11 protein-coding genes and 1 pseudogene are annotated in these 15932 nt (G+C 70.3%); 4 read left to right on the forward strand and 8 right to left on the reverse strand.

All coding sequences use genetic code 11. The features are described from left to right. Positions 1-414: 414 nt before the first annotated feature. The 4 genes and pseudogenes from mgt to AC0699_RS29695 form a co-directional block, all read right to left on the reverse strand. Positions 415-1651 (reverse strand): annotated as a pseudogene (gene mgt, locus AC0699_RS29680) (macrolide-inactivating glycosyltransferase). A gap of 68 nt (positions 1652-1719) precedes the next feature. Further along, positions 1720-3000, reverse strand: a complete 1281-nt coding sequence (locus AC0699_RS29685; protein ID WP_478666531.1) for an ABC transporter substrate-binding protein — start codon at positions 2998-3000, stop codon at positions 1720-1722. Positions 3001-3089: 89 nt separating this feature from the next. Continuing rightward, positions 3090-3923: a carbohydrate ABC transporter permease gene (locus tag AC0699_RS29690; protein ID WP_478666339.1), complete on the reverse strand. Its 834-nt coding sequence runs from the start codon at positions 3921-3923 to the stop codon at positions 3090-3092. Between the two features lie 2 nt (positions 3924-3925). After that, positions 3926-4861, reverse strand: coding sequence for a carbohydrate ABC transporter permease (locus AC0699_RS29695; RefSeq protein WP_478666534.1), 936 nt, complete (start codon positions 4859-4861; stop codon positions 3926-3928). Positions 4862-4965: 104 nt separating this feature from the next. On the opposite strand from AC0699_RS29695, the gene AC0699_RS29700 reads away from it, so the two are divergent. Continuing rightward, entirely contained in the window at positions 4966-5817 is an 852-nt protein-coding gene (locus tag AC0699_RS29700) for a phosphotransferase enzyme family protein (protein WP_478666340.1), read from the forward strand. Positions 5818-5911: 94 nt separating this feature from the next. Beyond that, positions 5912-6754, forward strand: coding sequence for an alpha/beta fold hydrolase (locus AC0699_RS29705; RefSeq protein WP_478666343.1), 843 nt, complete (start codon positions 5912-5914; stop codon positions 6752-6754). 13 nt (positions 6755-6767) lie between these two features. Here the strand turns inward: AC0699_RS29705 and AC0699_RS29710 are convergent, their stop codons facing one another. The 4 genes from AC0699_RS29710 to AC0699_RS29725 all read right to left on the reverse strand — a co-directional run bounded on the left by AC0699_RS29710 (position 6768) and on the right by AC0699_RS29725 (position 11239). After that, complete coding sequence (locus tag AC0699_RS29710; RefSeq protein ID WP_478666537.1) at positions 6768-7490, reverse strand: exonuclease domain-containing protein; 723 nt, start codon at positions 7488-7490, stop codon at positions 6768-6770. A gap of 236 nt (positions 7491-7726) precedes the next feature. Beyond that, positions 7727-8971, reverse strand: a complete 1245-nt coding sequence (locus AC0699_RS29715) for an SAV2148 family HEPN domain-containing protein (protein WP_478666344.1) — start codon at positions 8969-8971, stop codon at positions 7727-7729. A 99-nt stretch (positions 8972-9070) separates the two neighbouring features. After that, positions 9071-10399 (reverse strand): copper amine oxidase, encoded by a 1329-nt coding sequence (locus tag AC0699_RS29720; protein WP_478666346.1) that lies wholly within the window; start codon positions 10397-10399, stop codon positions 9071-9073. 15 nt (positions 10400-10414) lie between these two features. Beyond that, positions 10415-11239, reverse strand: a complete 825-nt coding sequence (locus AC0699_RS29725; protein ID WP_478666348.1) for a Tat pathway signal sequence domain protein — start codon at positions 11237-11239, stop codon at positions 10415-10417. A gap of 128 nt (positions 11240-11367) precedes the next feature. Here AC0699_RS29725 and glgX point away from each other — a divergent pair, with 128 nt between their 5' ends. Then, a complete protein-coding gene (glgX, locus tag AC0699_RS29730) occupies positions 11368-13488 on the forward strand; it encodes a glycogen debranching protein GlgX (protein WP_478666351.1) in 2121 nt (706 codons plus the stop codon). Positions 13489-13588: 100 nt separating this feature from the next. Further along, on the forward strand, positions 13589-15925 hold the full coding sequence (treY, locus tag AC0699_RS29735; RefSeq protein ID WP_478666353.1) for a malto-oligosyltrehalose synthase: 2337 nt from the start codon (positions 13589-13591) through the stop codon (positions 15923-15925). Positions 15926-15932 lie beyond the last annotated feature (7 nt).

Below are 15932 nucleotides of genomic sequence, written 5' to 3' on the forward strand. Positions count from 1 at the left end.
CGGCCACGGCGGTTATCGCCGCGGTGAGCTTGATCCTGCTCGCGCGCTTGTGAGTTGCCATGAAGAGGGGTCTCCTCGTCATCATTTGTGGGGGGATTGGCTTCCGGAAGGAAAATCTCCGGGGCCTGACTCGAAACACTGACCGATTGACGGGCTCAGATCAAGTCCTTCATACAGCTGTGACATACTCAACAAGTCTTCGTAATATGAAATCGACCAGCGCCGCACAAGTCGGACTTCACACTCAAGTCCCCTTACACATAAGGGGCTTGAGGTCTTCACAAACCCCGCCAGAATTCCGGCACATAAAAGGGAGACCAGCCCTTGCGGACCGGTCTCCCGATTGCCGGTCTCCCGATTGCCGGTCCCCCATTGCCGGCATCCCGACCGCTCCCCCCGCCCGGGTTTCGCGGGTCAGCCGTGCGGCAGTTCGGCCTCGATCAGATCCGCCGCGCGCTTCGTGCCGCCCTCGCCCGCCATCGAGAGCTTGATCTCGCGGAGGCGGCGGGCGACGTCCGGGTCGCCGGTCAGGGCGAGGACCGCCTCGCGGAGGCTGCCGGCGGTGGCTTCCGCCATCGGGACATGACGGGCCACTCCCAGCGCGGCGAGCATGTCCGCGTTGCCGAACTGGTCGACGGCCTGCGGGACCGCGACCATCGGGGTGCCGGTGGCGAGGCCCTCCTGGCTGCCGCCGGCGCCTGCATGGGTGATGAACGCGTCCGCCTGCTTCAGGATCGCCAACTGCGGTACCCATGGGTGCACTTCGATGTTCCCCGGAACCTCACCCAGCTCGGCGGCGTCGACGAACTTGCCGATCTGCAGCACCACATGCCACCCGGGAAGGTCACCGAAGGCCTTCACGCACTCACGGTAGAAGTCCGGCTGCTTGGTGAAGGCCGACCCGAGAGAGACCAGCAGCACCTTCTCCGCGTCCGCCGGCCGCCGCCATTCCCCTTGCTCCCTGCGGTCGCCCTGGCAGGCGCCGACGAAGGAGTGGACGGACTCGTCGACCCGGTCGGCGTTCGGCTGAAGCGCCCTGGGGATCAGGACGATGGACCGCCGCGGGCGGCCGACGAACGGATCCGGGTGGGTGTCGATGCCGTTCTCGGCGAGCCACGACTCGAAGCGCGCGTAGTACGCCTTGCCGCGCTGCGACGCCTTGAGCTCGGCGGTCATCGGCTCGGCGACCTCCTCCTCGTACCCCTCCCAGGCGACGAGGTTCGGCGAGAGCGACATGGCGGGCACGCCCCAGCGACGGGCGAGCACGGGCGCCGGGTACGAGGTGATGTCGTGCAGGACGAGGTCGGGCTCGTTCCCCGAGAACGCCTCCGCCAGCTGCGGCAGCACCTGGATCGCGTCGTTCAGGAACGGCTCGATGTTGTCGATCAGCTCCATACCCCAGTCCTCCGGCTCGTCCTCGGTCGGGAGCGTGGAGGTGTAGATCACCGGCTGCGCACCGGTGACGGCGACCTTCTCGGCAAAGGACGGCGGGATCGCGTAACTGACGCGATGCCCGCGGGCCACGAGCTCCCGGATCACTTCGAGACTCGGGTTCACGTGCCCGTGTGCGGCGATGGAGAACATGGCGATGTGAGCACGCTTCGGTTCGGTCATACCCACAAAGCTATGCGAGACGAGACGTCTCGTGCAAGTACGAACCCGCGGACGACGACCCGCCGGAGTCGTCCGGCCCGGCTGGATCCCGCCAGGTGTGCCGGTCTACTGGCGCTGGTAGCGGGCCAGCACCAGATTGCCGTCCTCGACGAGGCGTTGCTCCAGCTCGGCGCGGTCGATGCCGCCCGAGTAGTACTCCTGGAGCGCCGGCGTCGCCACCTTGTCCTTCCACTCGGGATAGCCCCGCACCGACTGCGCGGGCGCCGGACGAAGGTGCTTCGCGAGCGCCGCGCCCGTCGCCCAGCCGTCCTTCGAGGTGTGCAGCGCGGGGTCGGCGAGCGCCTGCGTGCCCGTCGGGAGCATCCAGTCGCCCTTCGCCAGCCGCACCATGTTCCGTGGCTGCAGCAGGAAGTCGATGAACTCCACCGCTTCCTTCTTGTGCGGGCTGTCCTCCGCGACCGACAGGGTCTGGGGGCTGACGCCCTGCGCGAGCCCCTCGCGGCCGGCGGGCGCGGGCAGCACCGTCCACGCGAATCCCTTGGGTGCCTGCTGCACGATCTGCTGCCGGTACGAGAAGCCGAGCGGGACCATCGCGTACTTGCCGCCGAAGAAGCCGGGCAGTGCGTCGGAGCCGCCCCCGCCGAGCGCCGTGCCGGACGCGGACGAGTCCACGTGGACCTGGTCGTGGACGGTTTCGGGGACCACCGCGTCGGCGTCCGTGAACTCGATGCGCACCCGCCCGTCCTCAGCGCGCTGGAACATCCGCCCGCCCGCCGAGAGACCGAGGTTGAGCGTGGCCGAAACCGGGTCCTTGAACGGCCAGGCGACCGCGTACTTCTCATGACCGAGCCACGCGGTCATCTTCTTGCCGATTTCCCGGAACTCCGCCCAGCTCCAGGGCTTCTCGGGGGTCGGGATGCGGACGCCGGACGCGTCGAGGAGTGTCTTGTTGGCGATGAGGACGCGGGGCTCCTGGAGGAACGGGACGCCGTATACGCCGTCCCCGAACGTCGTCGTGTCCCAGCTCTGCTCCGGGATGTCGGTGGTGAGGCGGGCCGGCAGCAGTTCGCGCAGATCGGCGAGGTAGCCGCCGTAGGCGAAGTCCGCGAGATCGTCGGAGGCGTCATGGATGATGTCCGGCGCCTCGCCGCCCTCGAAGGAGGTGAGCAATTGGTCGTGGACGCTGTCCCAGCTGCCCTGGACGTACTCGACCCGGACATCGGGATGCGTCGCGTTCCACTCCTTCACCAGCTCCTCGTTGGCGGCGACGGACTCCTCCTGCCAGGCCAGGGACTGGAAGCGGAGCGTGATCTTCCCGTCGGTGCCGCCGCCCGGGGAGCAGCCGGTCAGCAACAGCGCCAGTGCGGTGGCCACAGCGGCCAGCATCCGTCCCCGCACGCACACCGGCCCGTGCACCGCTCGGCGCATCGATCCGCGCATCGATCCGCGCATCGATCCGTGCATCGATCCGTGCATCAGCTCTTCACCGCCCCGGCCGGCATGCCGCCCGTGATCCGTCTCTGGATGACCGCGAAGATCACCAGGGAGGGGACCGTCGCGAGGAACGCGGCCGCGGCGAGCGGCCCGAGGTCGGCGACGCCCTCCGCGCCGAGGAAGTGGGTGAGGACGACCGGCAAGGTCTGCTTCTGCGGGGTCTTGAGCAGGACGAGCGCGAAGAAGAACTCGTTCCACGCGGTGATGAACGCGAACATCGCGGTGGCCACGATCCCGGGCGCGAGCAGCGGCGCGGTGACCGAGACGAGCGTACGGGTCCGGCCCGCGCCGTCGACCGTCGCGGCCTCCTCCAGTTCGGCCGGCACGGCCCGTACGTATCCCGTGAGCATCCAGAGCGCGAACGGCAGCGACCACACGACGTACACCAGGACCAGACCGGCCAGGGTGTTGATCAGCTGGAGGTTCTTGAGGATCAGGAACAGCGGGATGATCAGCAGGACGAACGGGAACGCCTGGCTGACGACGACCCAGCCGGTGGCGGCCTTTGCGAGCCGGGTGCGGTGACGGGCCATCACATAGGCCATCGGCGTCGCGATGACGACCGCGACGGCCGCCGCGCTCAGGGCGACGATCAGGCTGTTCACGGCCGCCTGGAGGAGCGGCTGCTCGTCGAAGGCCTGCCGGAAGCTGGCGAGCGTGGGGTCTTCCGGGATCCAGGTGGGGTGGAGCGAGCCGAGTTCGCGGGGCGGCTTGAAGGCGGTGGAGACCAGCCACAGGAAGGGAAAGGCGAGGAAGACCAGATAGGCGAGGAGTGCGAGGTACTGGCCGGCGCGTCCGGCTCGGCTGGTGCGCATGCTCACTTCGTGTCACCACCCCTCAGCCGGCCCACCAGGTAGAGGGCGAGCATCACCGATATCACCGCGACCATGACGCAGCCCATGGCTGCGGCGTAGCCGAACTGGCCGTAGCGGAAGGCCTCTTCGTAGGCGAAGAGCATGGGGAGGCGGGTACGGCCGCCGGGTCCGCCGCCGGTCAGCACGTAGACCAGCGCGAAGGAGTTGAAGTTCCAGATGAAGTTGAGCGCGGTGACGGCGAGGGCGACGGGCCTGAGGGCGGGCCAGGTGACGGTACGGAACCGTCGCCAGGCGCCGGCGCCGTCGAGGGCCGCGGCCTCGTGGAGCTCCTGGGGGGTGTTCTGGAGTCCGGCCAGGAGGGCGACGGTGGTCTGCGGCATACCGGACCAGACGCCGACGACGATCACGGCGGGGAGTGCGGTGGCGAGGCCGGTCAGCCAGTCGCGGCCGTCGCCGAGGCCGAGATCGCGGATGGTCTCGTTGAGGATGCCGGCGTCGGGGTGGTAGACGAGGCGCCACATGATGCCGACGACGACCTCGGGCATCGCCCAGGGAATGATCGCGAAGGCCCGGGCCAGCCAGCGGAAGCGGAGGTTCTGGTTGAGCAGCAGCGCGAGGCCGAGGGCGAGCACGAACTGCGGGACGGTCACCCCGACCGCCCACAGCAGCCCGATCCGGAACGAGTCCCAGAACAGGGTGTCGTGGAGCAGGTCCTGGAAGTTGAGCGTGCCGGTCCACTGGGTGGCCTGGGTGCGGCCGGACTGGGCGTCGGTGAAGGAGAGTGCGACGCCGTAGAGCAGCGGGCCCACGCTCAGCACGAGGATCGGGATCAGGGCGGGGAGGACGAGGAACCAGGCTCCGAAGTCGGTACCGGGGCGACGCGCTCCGGGTCGCGGTTTCGGGCTCGCTCTGCCGGACCGTTCCGTTGCAGTCGCCAATGTCACGGATTCGACCCCTTTATGAAGTTGAACCGGCCCTCGTCATCGTGCTGACGGACCGTCGGTTCGTCAACCCGGCCTGCGTGAATGCGAGAATTCGCGCCATGGACGAGACACGCGCGCGCGAGGTGCTGACGGCGGCCGGGCTGGCGGGGAACGGCCGGCTGCTGGCACTAGGCGAGAACGCGGTGTTCACGAGCGGCGACGTGGTGGTGAAGGTCGGGCGGAGCGCGGAGCTGCTGGAGCGTGCGGAGCGCGAGCTGGCGGTGGCCGGGTGGCTGGAGGAGGCGGGCGTGCCGGCGGTACGGGCCGCGGAGCCGAAGACCCGCCTGGTGGAGGGGCATCCGGTGACGGTCTGGCACCGGCTGCCCGAGGCCGTACGTCCCGCCGAGCCGCGCGATCTCGCCCCACTGCTGCGGCAGGTGCACGCGCTGCCCGCCGCGCCGTTCGCGCTGCCCCGCCGGGAGCTGCTCGGCGGTGTGGAGCGCTGGCTGCGGCTGGCGGGGGACGCGATCGATCCGGCGGACGCGGCGTATCTGCGGGAGCGGCGGGACGGTTTCGCCGCGGCGGCGGCAGCGCTCGTCCCGCACCTCGTGCCGGGACCGATCCATGGTGACGCCCTCCCCCGCAACGTGCACATCGGCCCGGACGGGCCGGTCCTGGTCGACCTGGAGACCTTCTCCTCGGACCTGCGCGAGCACGACCTGGTGGTCCTCGCCCTCTCCCGCGACCGGTACGGGCTCGACCCGGCCGCCTACGACGCCTTCACGGACGACTACGGCTGGGACGTCCGCCGCTGGGACGGCTGCGCGGTGCTCCGCGGCGCCCGCGAGACGGCGAGCTGTGCCTGGGTGGCCCAGCACGCCCCTTCGAATCCGAAGGCGCTGGCCGAATTCCGCCGCCGCGTGGCCTCGTTGCGTGACGACGACACCGAGGTGCGCTGGTATCCGTTCTGACATCGTGGTCCTGGGAATCCGGGAAACCCGCCCTGGCTCGACTCCCTTTCATGAATGACCGTCCACGAACGACGTGAATGATCGGAGTGTTGTCATGCGTGTCGAACTCAGCGAGGTGACCCTCGAGGTCCGCACGGGCGGCGCCGGGCCGGCCGTGCTCCTGGTGCACGGCTTCCCGGACACCCACGACTGCTGGCGCCACCAGGTGGCAGCACTGGAGGCCGCCGGCTACCGCACCATCGCCCCCGATCTCCGCGGCTTCGGCGGCTCGGACCGCCCGGAGGGCACCGACGCCTACGCCCCGGCCCGGTCCGTCGCCGACCTGCTGGAGTTGCTCGACCGGCTGGAGGTCGAGCAGGCCCATCTCGTCGGCCACGACTGGGGCTCGGGCATCGTCCAGCAGCTGGCCGTGAACGCTCCGGAGCGGGTGGCGAGCCTAAGCATTCTGTCCGTGGGGCACCTCGCCGCGCTGCGGGACGCCGGCTGGGAGCAGCGGCAGAGGTCCTGGTACATGCTGCTGTTCCAGCTTCCGGGCATCGCCGAGGAGTGGCTCTCCCGCGACGACTTCGCCCACTTGCGCGAGGCGCTCGGCGAGCACCCCGACCGCAACGGGATCGTCGCCGGTATGCGCGAGCCCGGTGCGCTCACCGCCGCCCTGTCGGTGTACCGCGCGGGTCTCCCGCCCGAGGTGATGTTCGGCCCCGAGCTGCCGCTGCCGCCGCTCCCCGGGCCCGTGCTGGGATTGTGGAGCACGGGCGACCGCTTTCTCACCGAGCGGTCGATGACCGGCACGGAGAAGCATGTGGCCGGCTCGTGGCGCTACGAGCGGGTCGAAGGGGCCGGGCACTGGCTCCAGCTGGACGCCCCGGACCGGATCAACGCAACTCTGCTCGACTTCATCGGCGATGTGGCGACCAGGAGCGCGGCCGCCGGCTGACCGTACCCGTCCGTCAGCGTGTGCTGGCGACCGGCTCGCGCAGCGGCCAGGAGCCGTCCACCACCGCGTCCGCGTCGCCCTTGCGGCGGAGGAAGTCCTGGAAGTCCGCCGCCCACTCCGCGTACCAGCGCACCTGGCGGGTGTGCAGCTCGGCCGGTGCGAGGGCCGCCACCGACGGGTGGCGGCCCGCTATCGCGCCGGCCACCCGCACCGCCGCCAGCGCGTCCGCGAGCGCCTCGTGGGCGCCGTCGAGGACCACTCCGTACTCCCCGCAGACCGCTTCCAGCGTGCGCTTGCCGCGCCGGTAGCGGTCGACCGCGCGGTCGATCGTGTACGGATCGATGACCGGGCCGATGTCCGTGCCGCCGAGCCGCTCGGACAGGGACGCCAGCCCGTGACGGGCCAGCTCCGCCGAGAGCAGCGTGAGGTCGAAGGCCGCGTTGTACGCGACGACCGGGACGCCCTGTGTCCAGTGCTCCGTCAGCGTCTCGGCGATCTGGTCCGCCACTTCGCGCGCCGGCCGGCCCTCCGCCGCCGCCCGCTCGCTGCTGATGCCGTGGATCGCCGACGCCTGCGCCGGGATCCGGATCCCCGGATCGGCCAGCCACGTCCGCCGCCCGGTCGTCTCGCCGTCCCGCACGACGACGACCGCCGCCGTCACGATGCGTGCGTCCAGCGGGTCGGTGCCGGTCGTCTCCAGGTCGAAACCGGCCAGCGGCTCGCGGTGCCAGGTCATGATCACGCCCCCCTCTTTCAGTGGTACTGGCGAAACTCTCGCACGTGGCACTGACAGCCGGGCCACGGGGCAGCCGGGTCACCGGCGGTCAGGACGACGACGACCGTACGGAAAGTCAGGAGACCCGCAGTCAGGACACCGGCTGTCCGGGCACCGACCGTCCGGGCACTGGCCGTCAGGTCCCGAACCTTCAGGACACCGGCCGTCAGAAGCCGAACCCCTCAGGGGCCGGACCCTCAGGACACCGGCCGCGAGTCGGTCCACACGGACTCGAACTCCTCCCGGTACGTCTGGAAGAGACCGTGCTCGCTGTCCTGACCCGACCGCACCACCGACCGGCCCGCGCCCCGCAGCACCAGCACCGGCGCCTCCATGCCACGCGCCCGCCGCAGATACGACTGCACGACGGCGAGCCCGTCGGGACCGTCCCCGTCGACGAGATACGCCGTGAACCGGGGCGTCTCGTCGAAGACATGGATCTCGAAGGCGCCCGGGTCGCGCAGCTTGGACCGCACCCGTCGCATATGGAGGATGTTCATCTCCACCGAGCGGCTCAACTCACCCTTCTTCAGGCCCAGTTCGCGCTCGCGCCGCTTGACCGCGCTGCTCGCCGGGTTGAGGAAGAGCAGCCGCACCCGGGCACCGGACTCGGCGAGCCGGACCAGCCGGCGCCCCGAGAAGTTCTGCACGAGCAGGTTCAGGCCTATGCCGATGGCGTCGAGTCGCCGCGCACCCCCGAAGAGGTCCTCGGCCGGCAGCTGCCGCTGCAGCCGCACCCGGTCGGGATGGACGGACACCACGTCCGCGTACCGGTCCCCCACCAGGTCCTCGACCGCGTCGACCGGCAGCCGGTCCGCGGACGGTACCCCGGCCCCGTTGCCGAGGATCTCCAGCAGCCGGGCCGAGGCCCGTTCGGCCTGGGCGAGCACGGTCTCGCTCAGCGCGCGGTTGCGGGAGACCACATTGCGTGCGACCTCCAGCTCGTCCAGAGCCAGCTCCACCTCGCGCCGGTCGTCGAAGTACGGCTCGAAGCAGGGCCAGTGCTGGACCATCAGCTCCCTCAGCTGCGGGAGGGTGAGGAAGCTGAGCACGTTGTCGTCGGCCGGGTCGAGGAGATAGCCCTTGCGGCGGGAGACCTCGCGCACGGCGACGGCACGCTGCACCCACTCCTGTCCGGCGGGACCCGCGGCGGCGACGACCCAGTCCTCGCCGTGCACGGGTTCGTAGATGGGACGGAGCACGGCGGCCACGACGGCCCGCAGCCGCTGCTCGACCAGATTCAGCCAGACGTAGGCCCGCCCGGCCCGTTGAGCGCGCGTACGCACCTCGCTCCAGGCGTCCGCGCCCCAGTCCAGTTCGGGCCCGATCTGCGACCCCAACTCCACCGGCCGGGCGAGGGACACCGCCCCGGGCGGGACGTCATCGGAGTCCCCCTCGTGACCTGCGTCACCGGGGGGTAGCTCCAGCCCTCCCGAGCTCACCCGCGCACCGCCTTCTGTTCCCGGACGCCCGTCTTCAACGATCAAGGAAGGGTACTCCGCGAGCGGGAGGCGGTGCAGCCGGATCCACAGGCTCCTTTCTCAACTCCTGAAGTCGGGTGCTCCGTTCTGGTCGGCGAGATCTGCCGGAGTGAGCGGATTCATAGCGGTTACGTCCCTGGGCGCGAGCTGGAAGCCCTGCCAGTGGACCGGCATCGGCTGCTGGTCCTCGTCCCGGGCGATGTGGTGGAAACCGATGTTGACCCAGACGGCCGGGTTGGTCAGGGCTTCGCCGTTGACCCACTTCTCCACGTTGTCGGGCGCGCCTCGCCCGCAGTTGAGCGTGTTGTTGCTGGCGAACTGCTCACAGGCGCGGTTCTGGGTGAAGTACACGTCGTGCTGGGTGAAGGGACGGCCGGCGTGCTTGGCGGACGGCCCCGGCACGATCTCGTAACTGCGGGCGTGGCCGTCCTTGTTCTTGCCGGTCTCGCTCACCACGCGCCACCAGCGCATCGCCTTCGCGTCCCCGGCGAGCTCCTTGGTGACGGGCGTACGGGTGGTCTTCGTCGTCGGGCTGCCGGTGCCGACGGGCGGGGTGACCGCCGAGTCGTACTGCTCGATCCGGTCCTTCGTGCTGCCGTCGAGGCCGAAGTTCAGCCTCCAGAAGACATTGTGGCTGTGGCTGGTGGAGTAGTCCTTGGCGCCCTTGCCGATGGGCCAGCCGCGCCCGTCGCCCGCGTTGTAGTCGCCCGGTGAGAGGCTGCCGGTGGCCCCGACGTTGGCGGATATCGTCCCGTCGGAGGAGAAGCGCCACTCGGTGATGTACTCGTACCAGGACACCTTGTTGACGGTGTAGAGGAGCAGGTCCTTGCCTTCCTCCTGCCAGACCTTGGTGCCCTCGTCGTTGGCCATGCGGTAGGCGTGGCCACGCGATCGTGTGGTCATGCACAGGCCGTTGACCTGGCCGATGTCGGGGACCTTGACCGACTGGATGGTGCCGCCGGGGCACTCCGTGGCCTTGAGGTTCTGCAGGCCGTAGCCGAACCCGAAGCCGGTGAGGTCGTCGTACTCGGCCTGCCCGTCGTCGTAGGGCACATGGACCTGCGCCAGCTTGGCGCTGCTCAGCACCTGGATCGGCTTGGGCTCGCTCCTGGGCTGGTAGCTGACCTTGTCCAGGACCAGTCCGGCGGAGGAGTCGTAGTGCCAGCACATGCGCCAGGTGGTGCCGCCGGCGAGGGTCTGGCTGATCCGGTACGGCGCGCTGCAGCCCGGTGACGGCGGCGGCGTGGGGCCCTGGGGGGCGGCCTGTGCCGTGGGGCCCGCGGCCGTCAGCGCGCCGCCCAGCAGGACGGCTGCTGCGGCGGCCACCGAGGCCGGCTTGCGGGCGGCCCGGACCGGTGTGCGGGCACGCGAGAATCTGCTCTTGTCCATGCGAAGCGGAACCCCTCAGGCGGAAGGCGTACGGACGACGGTGCGGGCGCTCAGATCGACGACCAGGTCCCTGGTGTCGATCCACGGCCCGTTGGTGATCTTGGTGATGACGCGCACGCAGCGGTGCACTCCGCAGGAGCTGAGCTGCTGCGGGATCCGCGCCTCCCGGTCCTTGCGGTAGACGAAGCCGCTCAGGGTGAGCGGCTGCGGGGAGGTGAGCGCGCTGCCGGTGGCGTCCTTGTAGTCCGCCTTCAGCCCGGCGCCGAGCGGGTTCGCCAGAATCAGCTCGACGGCCTCCCTCAGTTCCTCGCGGTGCGGGGAGGGCTGCACGCCCTGCTGCGCGGCGCGGTCCACCTTCCCGGTGGTGAGATTGACCGTCGCCGTGACGAGCTGGTCGGTCTTGTAGTCGTAGTACGACACGACGGCGCGGCGCGGCGGTGTGGCGAGGGCTGCCTCGGACGGCTCCTGCTCGGCCAGATCGGTGGTGAGGAGCTGCGGGCCGCGGCCGCCCGTCACGTTCTCGCCGGTGCGCGCGGCCGGCGCCGCCGCCAGCTGTTCCGCCCGCTTCAGCTCGTCGTCGGTGAGCGGATCGCGGCCGAAGCCCTTCTCGCCCTCTTCGGGGGCCGCCGCGACGACGCCGGGTTCGGGTGCCGAGGCTCCGGTGCCCTGCCCCTGCGCGCCCGGGCCCCGCCCCCCGGATGCGGCGGACCGATTGCCGGGACCGCCTTCCGCTCCTGCCGTGCCCGGCAGGGTGATGGCGACCATCACAGCGGTACCCGTCACCGCAATGGCCGCGCCCGCCACCACCTTCCCCAGGTGGCGGCGCACTAGATTGCGCACATTTCCCCCCTCTTCCCTGTGGTCACCCGGTAGGACGGTGGTAAGTCCTAGGAGGTTGCCCTTCTTTCGGGGAGGATCTGGCCAAAGAGGTCCCCAGCACCCGGATCAGAAGTGGAAGAGTCTTATCTATGCAGGTCTGGCCGGGACAGGCGTATCCACTCGGCGCCACGTACGACGGCGCCGGCACCAATTTCGCGGTCTTCTCCGAGGCCGCGCACCGTATCGAGCTGTGTCTGCTGCACGACGACGGCTCGGAGACGGCCGTCGAGCTGCGCGAAACCGATGCGTTCGTGCGCCATGCGTATCTGCCGGGCGTGATGCCGGGACAGCGGTACGGATTCCGGGTGCACGGCCCGTACACGCCGGAGCGCGGGCAGCGGTGCAACTCGGCGAAGCTGCTCCTCGACCCGTACGCGCGGGCCATGAGCGGACGTATCGCCTGGGGTGAGGCGGTCTACGGGTACCACTTCGGCAGACCGGACTCGCGCAACGACCTCGACTCCGCCCCGCACACGATGGCCTCCGTGGTGGTCAATCCGTACTTCGACTGGGGCGACGACCGGCCGCCCCGCACCGACTACCACCGCACGGTGATCTACGAGGCCCATGTGAAGGGCCTGACGATGCTGCATCCGGCACTGCCGGAGGAGCTGCGCGGGACGTACGCGGGACTCGCGCATCCCGAGGTGATCTCGCATCTGACGGAACTGGGCGTCACCGCCCTGGAATTGATGCCGGTGCACCAGTTCGTGAACGACCACCGGCTGGTCGACGCGGGGCTGAACAACTACTGGGGCTACAACACGATCGGGTTCTTCGCCCCGCACAACCGCTACGCGTCCTGGGGCGACCGGGGCCAGCAGGTGCTGGAGTTCAAATCGGCGGTACGGGCGCTGCACCAGGCGGGCATCGAGGTGATCCTCGACGTCGTCTACAACCACACGGCGGAGGGCAATCATCTCGGCCCCACGCTCTCCTTCCGGGGTCTGGACAACGTCTCGTACTACCGGCTGTCCGAGGACCGCCGCTACTACACGGACACCACCGGCACCGGCAATTCGCTGCTGATGCGCTCCCCGCACGTGCTCCAGCTGATCATGGACTCGCTGCGCTACTGGGTCACCGAGATGCATGTCGACGGCTTCCGCTTCGATCTGGCGGCGACGCTGGCCCGGCAGTTCCACGAGGTGGACCGGCTGTCGTCGTTCTTCGACCTGGTGCAGCAGGATCCGGTGGTCAGCCAGGTGAAGCTGATCGCCGAGCCGTGGGACGTCGGCGAGGGCGGCTACCAGGTGGGGAACTTCCCGCCGCTGTGGACCGAGTGGAACGGCAAGTACCGCGACACGGTGCGGGACTTGTGGCGCGGCGAGCCGCGCACGCTGGCGGAGTTCGCCTCCCGGCTGACCGGATCGTCGGACCTCTACCAGGACGACGGGCGCCGGCCGCTCGCCTCGGTCAACTTCGTGACCTGCCACGACGGCTTCACCCTGCATGACCTGGTCTCGTACAACGAGAAGCACAACGAGGCCAACGGGGAAGGCAACCGGGACGGGGAGAGCCACAACCGGTCGTGGAACTGCGGGGCGGAGGGCGACACCGACGATCCCGGGGTGCAGGAGCTGCGGGGCCGCCAGATGCGCAACTTCATCGCGACGCTGATGCTGTCCCAGGGCGTGCCGATGCTCAGCCACGGCGACGAGTTCGCCCGCACTCAGCACGGCAACAACAACGCGTACTGCCAGGACGGTGAACTGTCCTGGGTGCAGTGGCCGGCGTCGACCGAGGAGGAGCAGGGCTCGCTGCTGGCCTTCACCCGGGCGATGGTCTGGCTGCGCCGCGATCACCAGGTGTTCCGGCGCAGGCGCTTCTTCCACGGCCGGCCGGTGGAGGGCACACACGACGAGCTCTCGGACATCGCCTGGTTCACCCCCGAGGGCGGGGAGATGACGGCCCGGGACTGGCAGGCCGCCCACGCCAGGGCCCTGACGGTGTTCCTGAACGGCCATGCGATCTCGGAGCCCGGCCCGCGCGGCGAGCGGATCTCCGACGACTCGTTCCTGCTGATGTTCAACGCGAGCGCCGAGGACCGGGACTTCGCGGTGCCGGTGAACCATGGTCGCCAGTGGCAGGTGGTGGTGGACACGGCACGACCGGAGGGCGTTCCACCGGGTCAGGGCCCGAAGGTGGCGGCGGGCGACCGGATCAGGATGATCGGCCGGAGTCTGACGGTACTGAGGAGGCCGGCCTGACGGTCCGGCGTTCGTCATATCAGGTGAACGTCGCGCGGTAATCCCAGTCGGCGCACGAGCCGATGACACAGAAGCCCGCGATGCGGGTACGTACGTTCGCATGACGCCCACCGCCACCTACCGTCTCCAGCTCCAGCCGGACTTTCCCTTCCGGGCCGCCGAGGCGGCGGTTCCGTACCTCGCCGGACTGGGGATCTCGCATCTGCATCTGTCACCGGTGCTGGAGGCGATGCCCGGTTCGACGCACGGCTATGACGTCGTGGACCACGACCGGGTACGGGAGGAACTCGGCGGCGAGGAGGGGCTGCGGTCCCTCGCCCGCACGTCTCGCGAGCACGGACTCGGACTGGTGCTCGACATCGTGCCCAACCACATGGCCGCCGTGCCGCGCCACAACAAGGCGCTGTGGGAGGTGCTGCGGGAAGGCCCCGGGTCGCCCTACGCGCGGTGGTTCGACATCGACTGGGACGCGGGCGGCGGCAGGGTTCTGATGCCCGTGCTGGGCAGCCGGCTCGGGGACGAGCTCGGCGCGCTGCGGATGGAGGGGCGGGTCCTGCACTACGGCGAACACACGTTCCCAGTGCGGGAGGGCACCGAGGAGCTGCCCCTGCCGGAGCTGCTGGACGCCCAGTGGTACCGGCTCGGCTGGTGGCGGCTGGCCAGGACCGAACTCAACTACCGGCGCTTCTTCACCATTTCGGAGCTGATCGGAGTACGGGTGGAGGACCCGGAGGTCTTCGCCGCCACCCACGCCAAGATCCTCGAACTGGTACGGGACGGTGTCGTCGAGGGCCTGCGGATCGACCATCCCGACGGGCTGGCCGACCCCGAGGAGTACCTGCACCGGCTGCACGAGGCCACCGGCGGCTGCTGGACGGTCGTGGAGAAGATCCTCACCCGGGACGAGCATCTGCCGGCCGACTGGCCGGTCGCCGGCACGACGGGCTACGACGCGCTGCACCGGATCGACGGGCTCTTCACCGACCCCGAGGGCGCCGAGGAACTGCTCCGCGGGTATCAGAACTACGCGTCGCCCGGCGGCGACCGGGGCGGCTTCTGGGGTGCGACGGTGCGCCGCGCCGCGTTCAAGGTGGTGACGCACCAGCTGGTCGCGGAGACCGAGGCGCTCGCCCGCCTGGCCGAACGGGTGTGCGCGGCGGACCCGGCGCTGCACGACCACGCGCCCTGGGCGCTGCGCACCGCGATCCGGGAGCTGCTGGTGCGGGTGCCCGTCTACCGGCCCTACCGCGCCGGGGGCGAGGCGGTCCTGACGGCGGACGCGGCGCTGCGGGCGAAGGCGGCCTTCGCCGTCGCCGAGGAGGCCGAGGCGGTCGATGTGATCCGGGACCTGGCGCTCGGCCGGATCGGTGACGGCCCGGAGCAGACGGCCTTCCGGGCCCGCTTCGCGCAGACGTCGTCGGCGCTGCGTGCCAAGTCCGTCGAGGACACGGCCTACTACCGCTACACCCCCCTGATCTCGGCGAACGAGGTGGGCGGTGATCCGGGGTGCCCGGGGGTGAGTCCCGAGGAGTTCCATGCGTACTGTGCCCGGCTGGCCCGGGACTGGCCGGCCACCGGCACGGTGCTGTCCACGCACGACACCAAGCGCAGCGCGGATGTCCGGGCCAGGATCGCGCTGCTGTCGGAGTGCCCCGAGCGGTGGGAGCGGCTGCTGACGGGCCTGGCCTTCACGCCGGCGCCCGATCACCATCTCGCATGGGTGGCGTGGCAGACGGCATTCGGTTTCGCGATGCCGTATCCGCAGCGGATCGGTCCCGCCCTGCTCAAGTCGGTACGGGAAGCCGGACTGCACACCAGCTGGACCGAGCCCGATGCCGCGTACGAGCGGGCCGTCAACGATTTCGTGGACGCGGGACCGGCCGGGCCGCCGCTGCACACGGTGGTCCTGCTGGCGCGGGAACTCGACCCGTACTGGATGGCCAATGTGCTGGGTGCGGCGCTGGTGCAGCTGACGATGCCGGGGGTGCCCGAGCTGTACCAGGGCACCGAGCACATCTACCTGGCGCTGGTCGACCCGGACAACCGCCGACCGTTCCGGGAGAGCTCCGCGGACGAGAAGACCCGGCTCACGCGGGCCGCGCTGCGACTGCGCCGCCGGCGCCCGGAGGTGTTCGGCGAGTCGGGTACGTACCGGAGCCTGGCGGCGGACGGGCCGGCGGCCGCGCACTGTCTGGCCTTCTGCCGCTCGGGCGAGGTCGTGACGGCGGTGACCCGGCTCTCGCTGAGGCTCGACCAGTCGGGCGGCTGGGGCGAGACGTCGCTGGAGCTCCCCGAGGGGCGGTGGAGCGATGTGCTGGCGCCGGAACGGGAGTTCCGGGGTGGGCGGTTGCCGCTGGCGGAGCTCTTCGCCGAGCAGCCGGTGGCGCTGCTGGAGAGGGCGGCGGGGAGGCAGGGGGCGCCCCGCCACCGGGGGTGAGGCTCAG

The organism is Streptomyces sp. NPDC043870 (genome assembly GCF_056435785.1).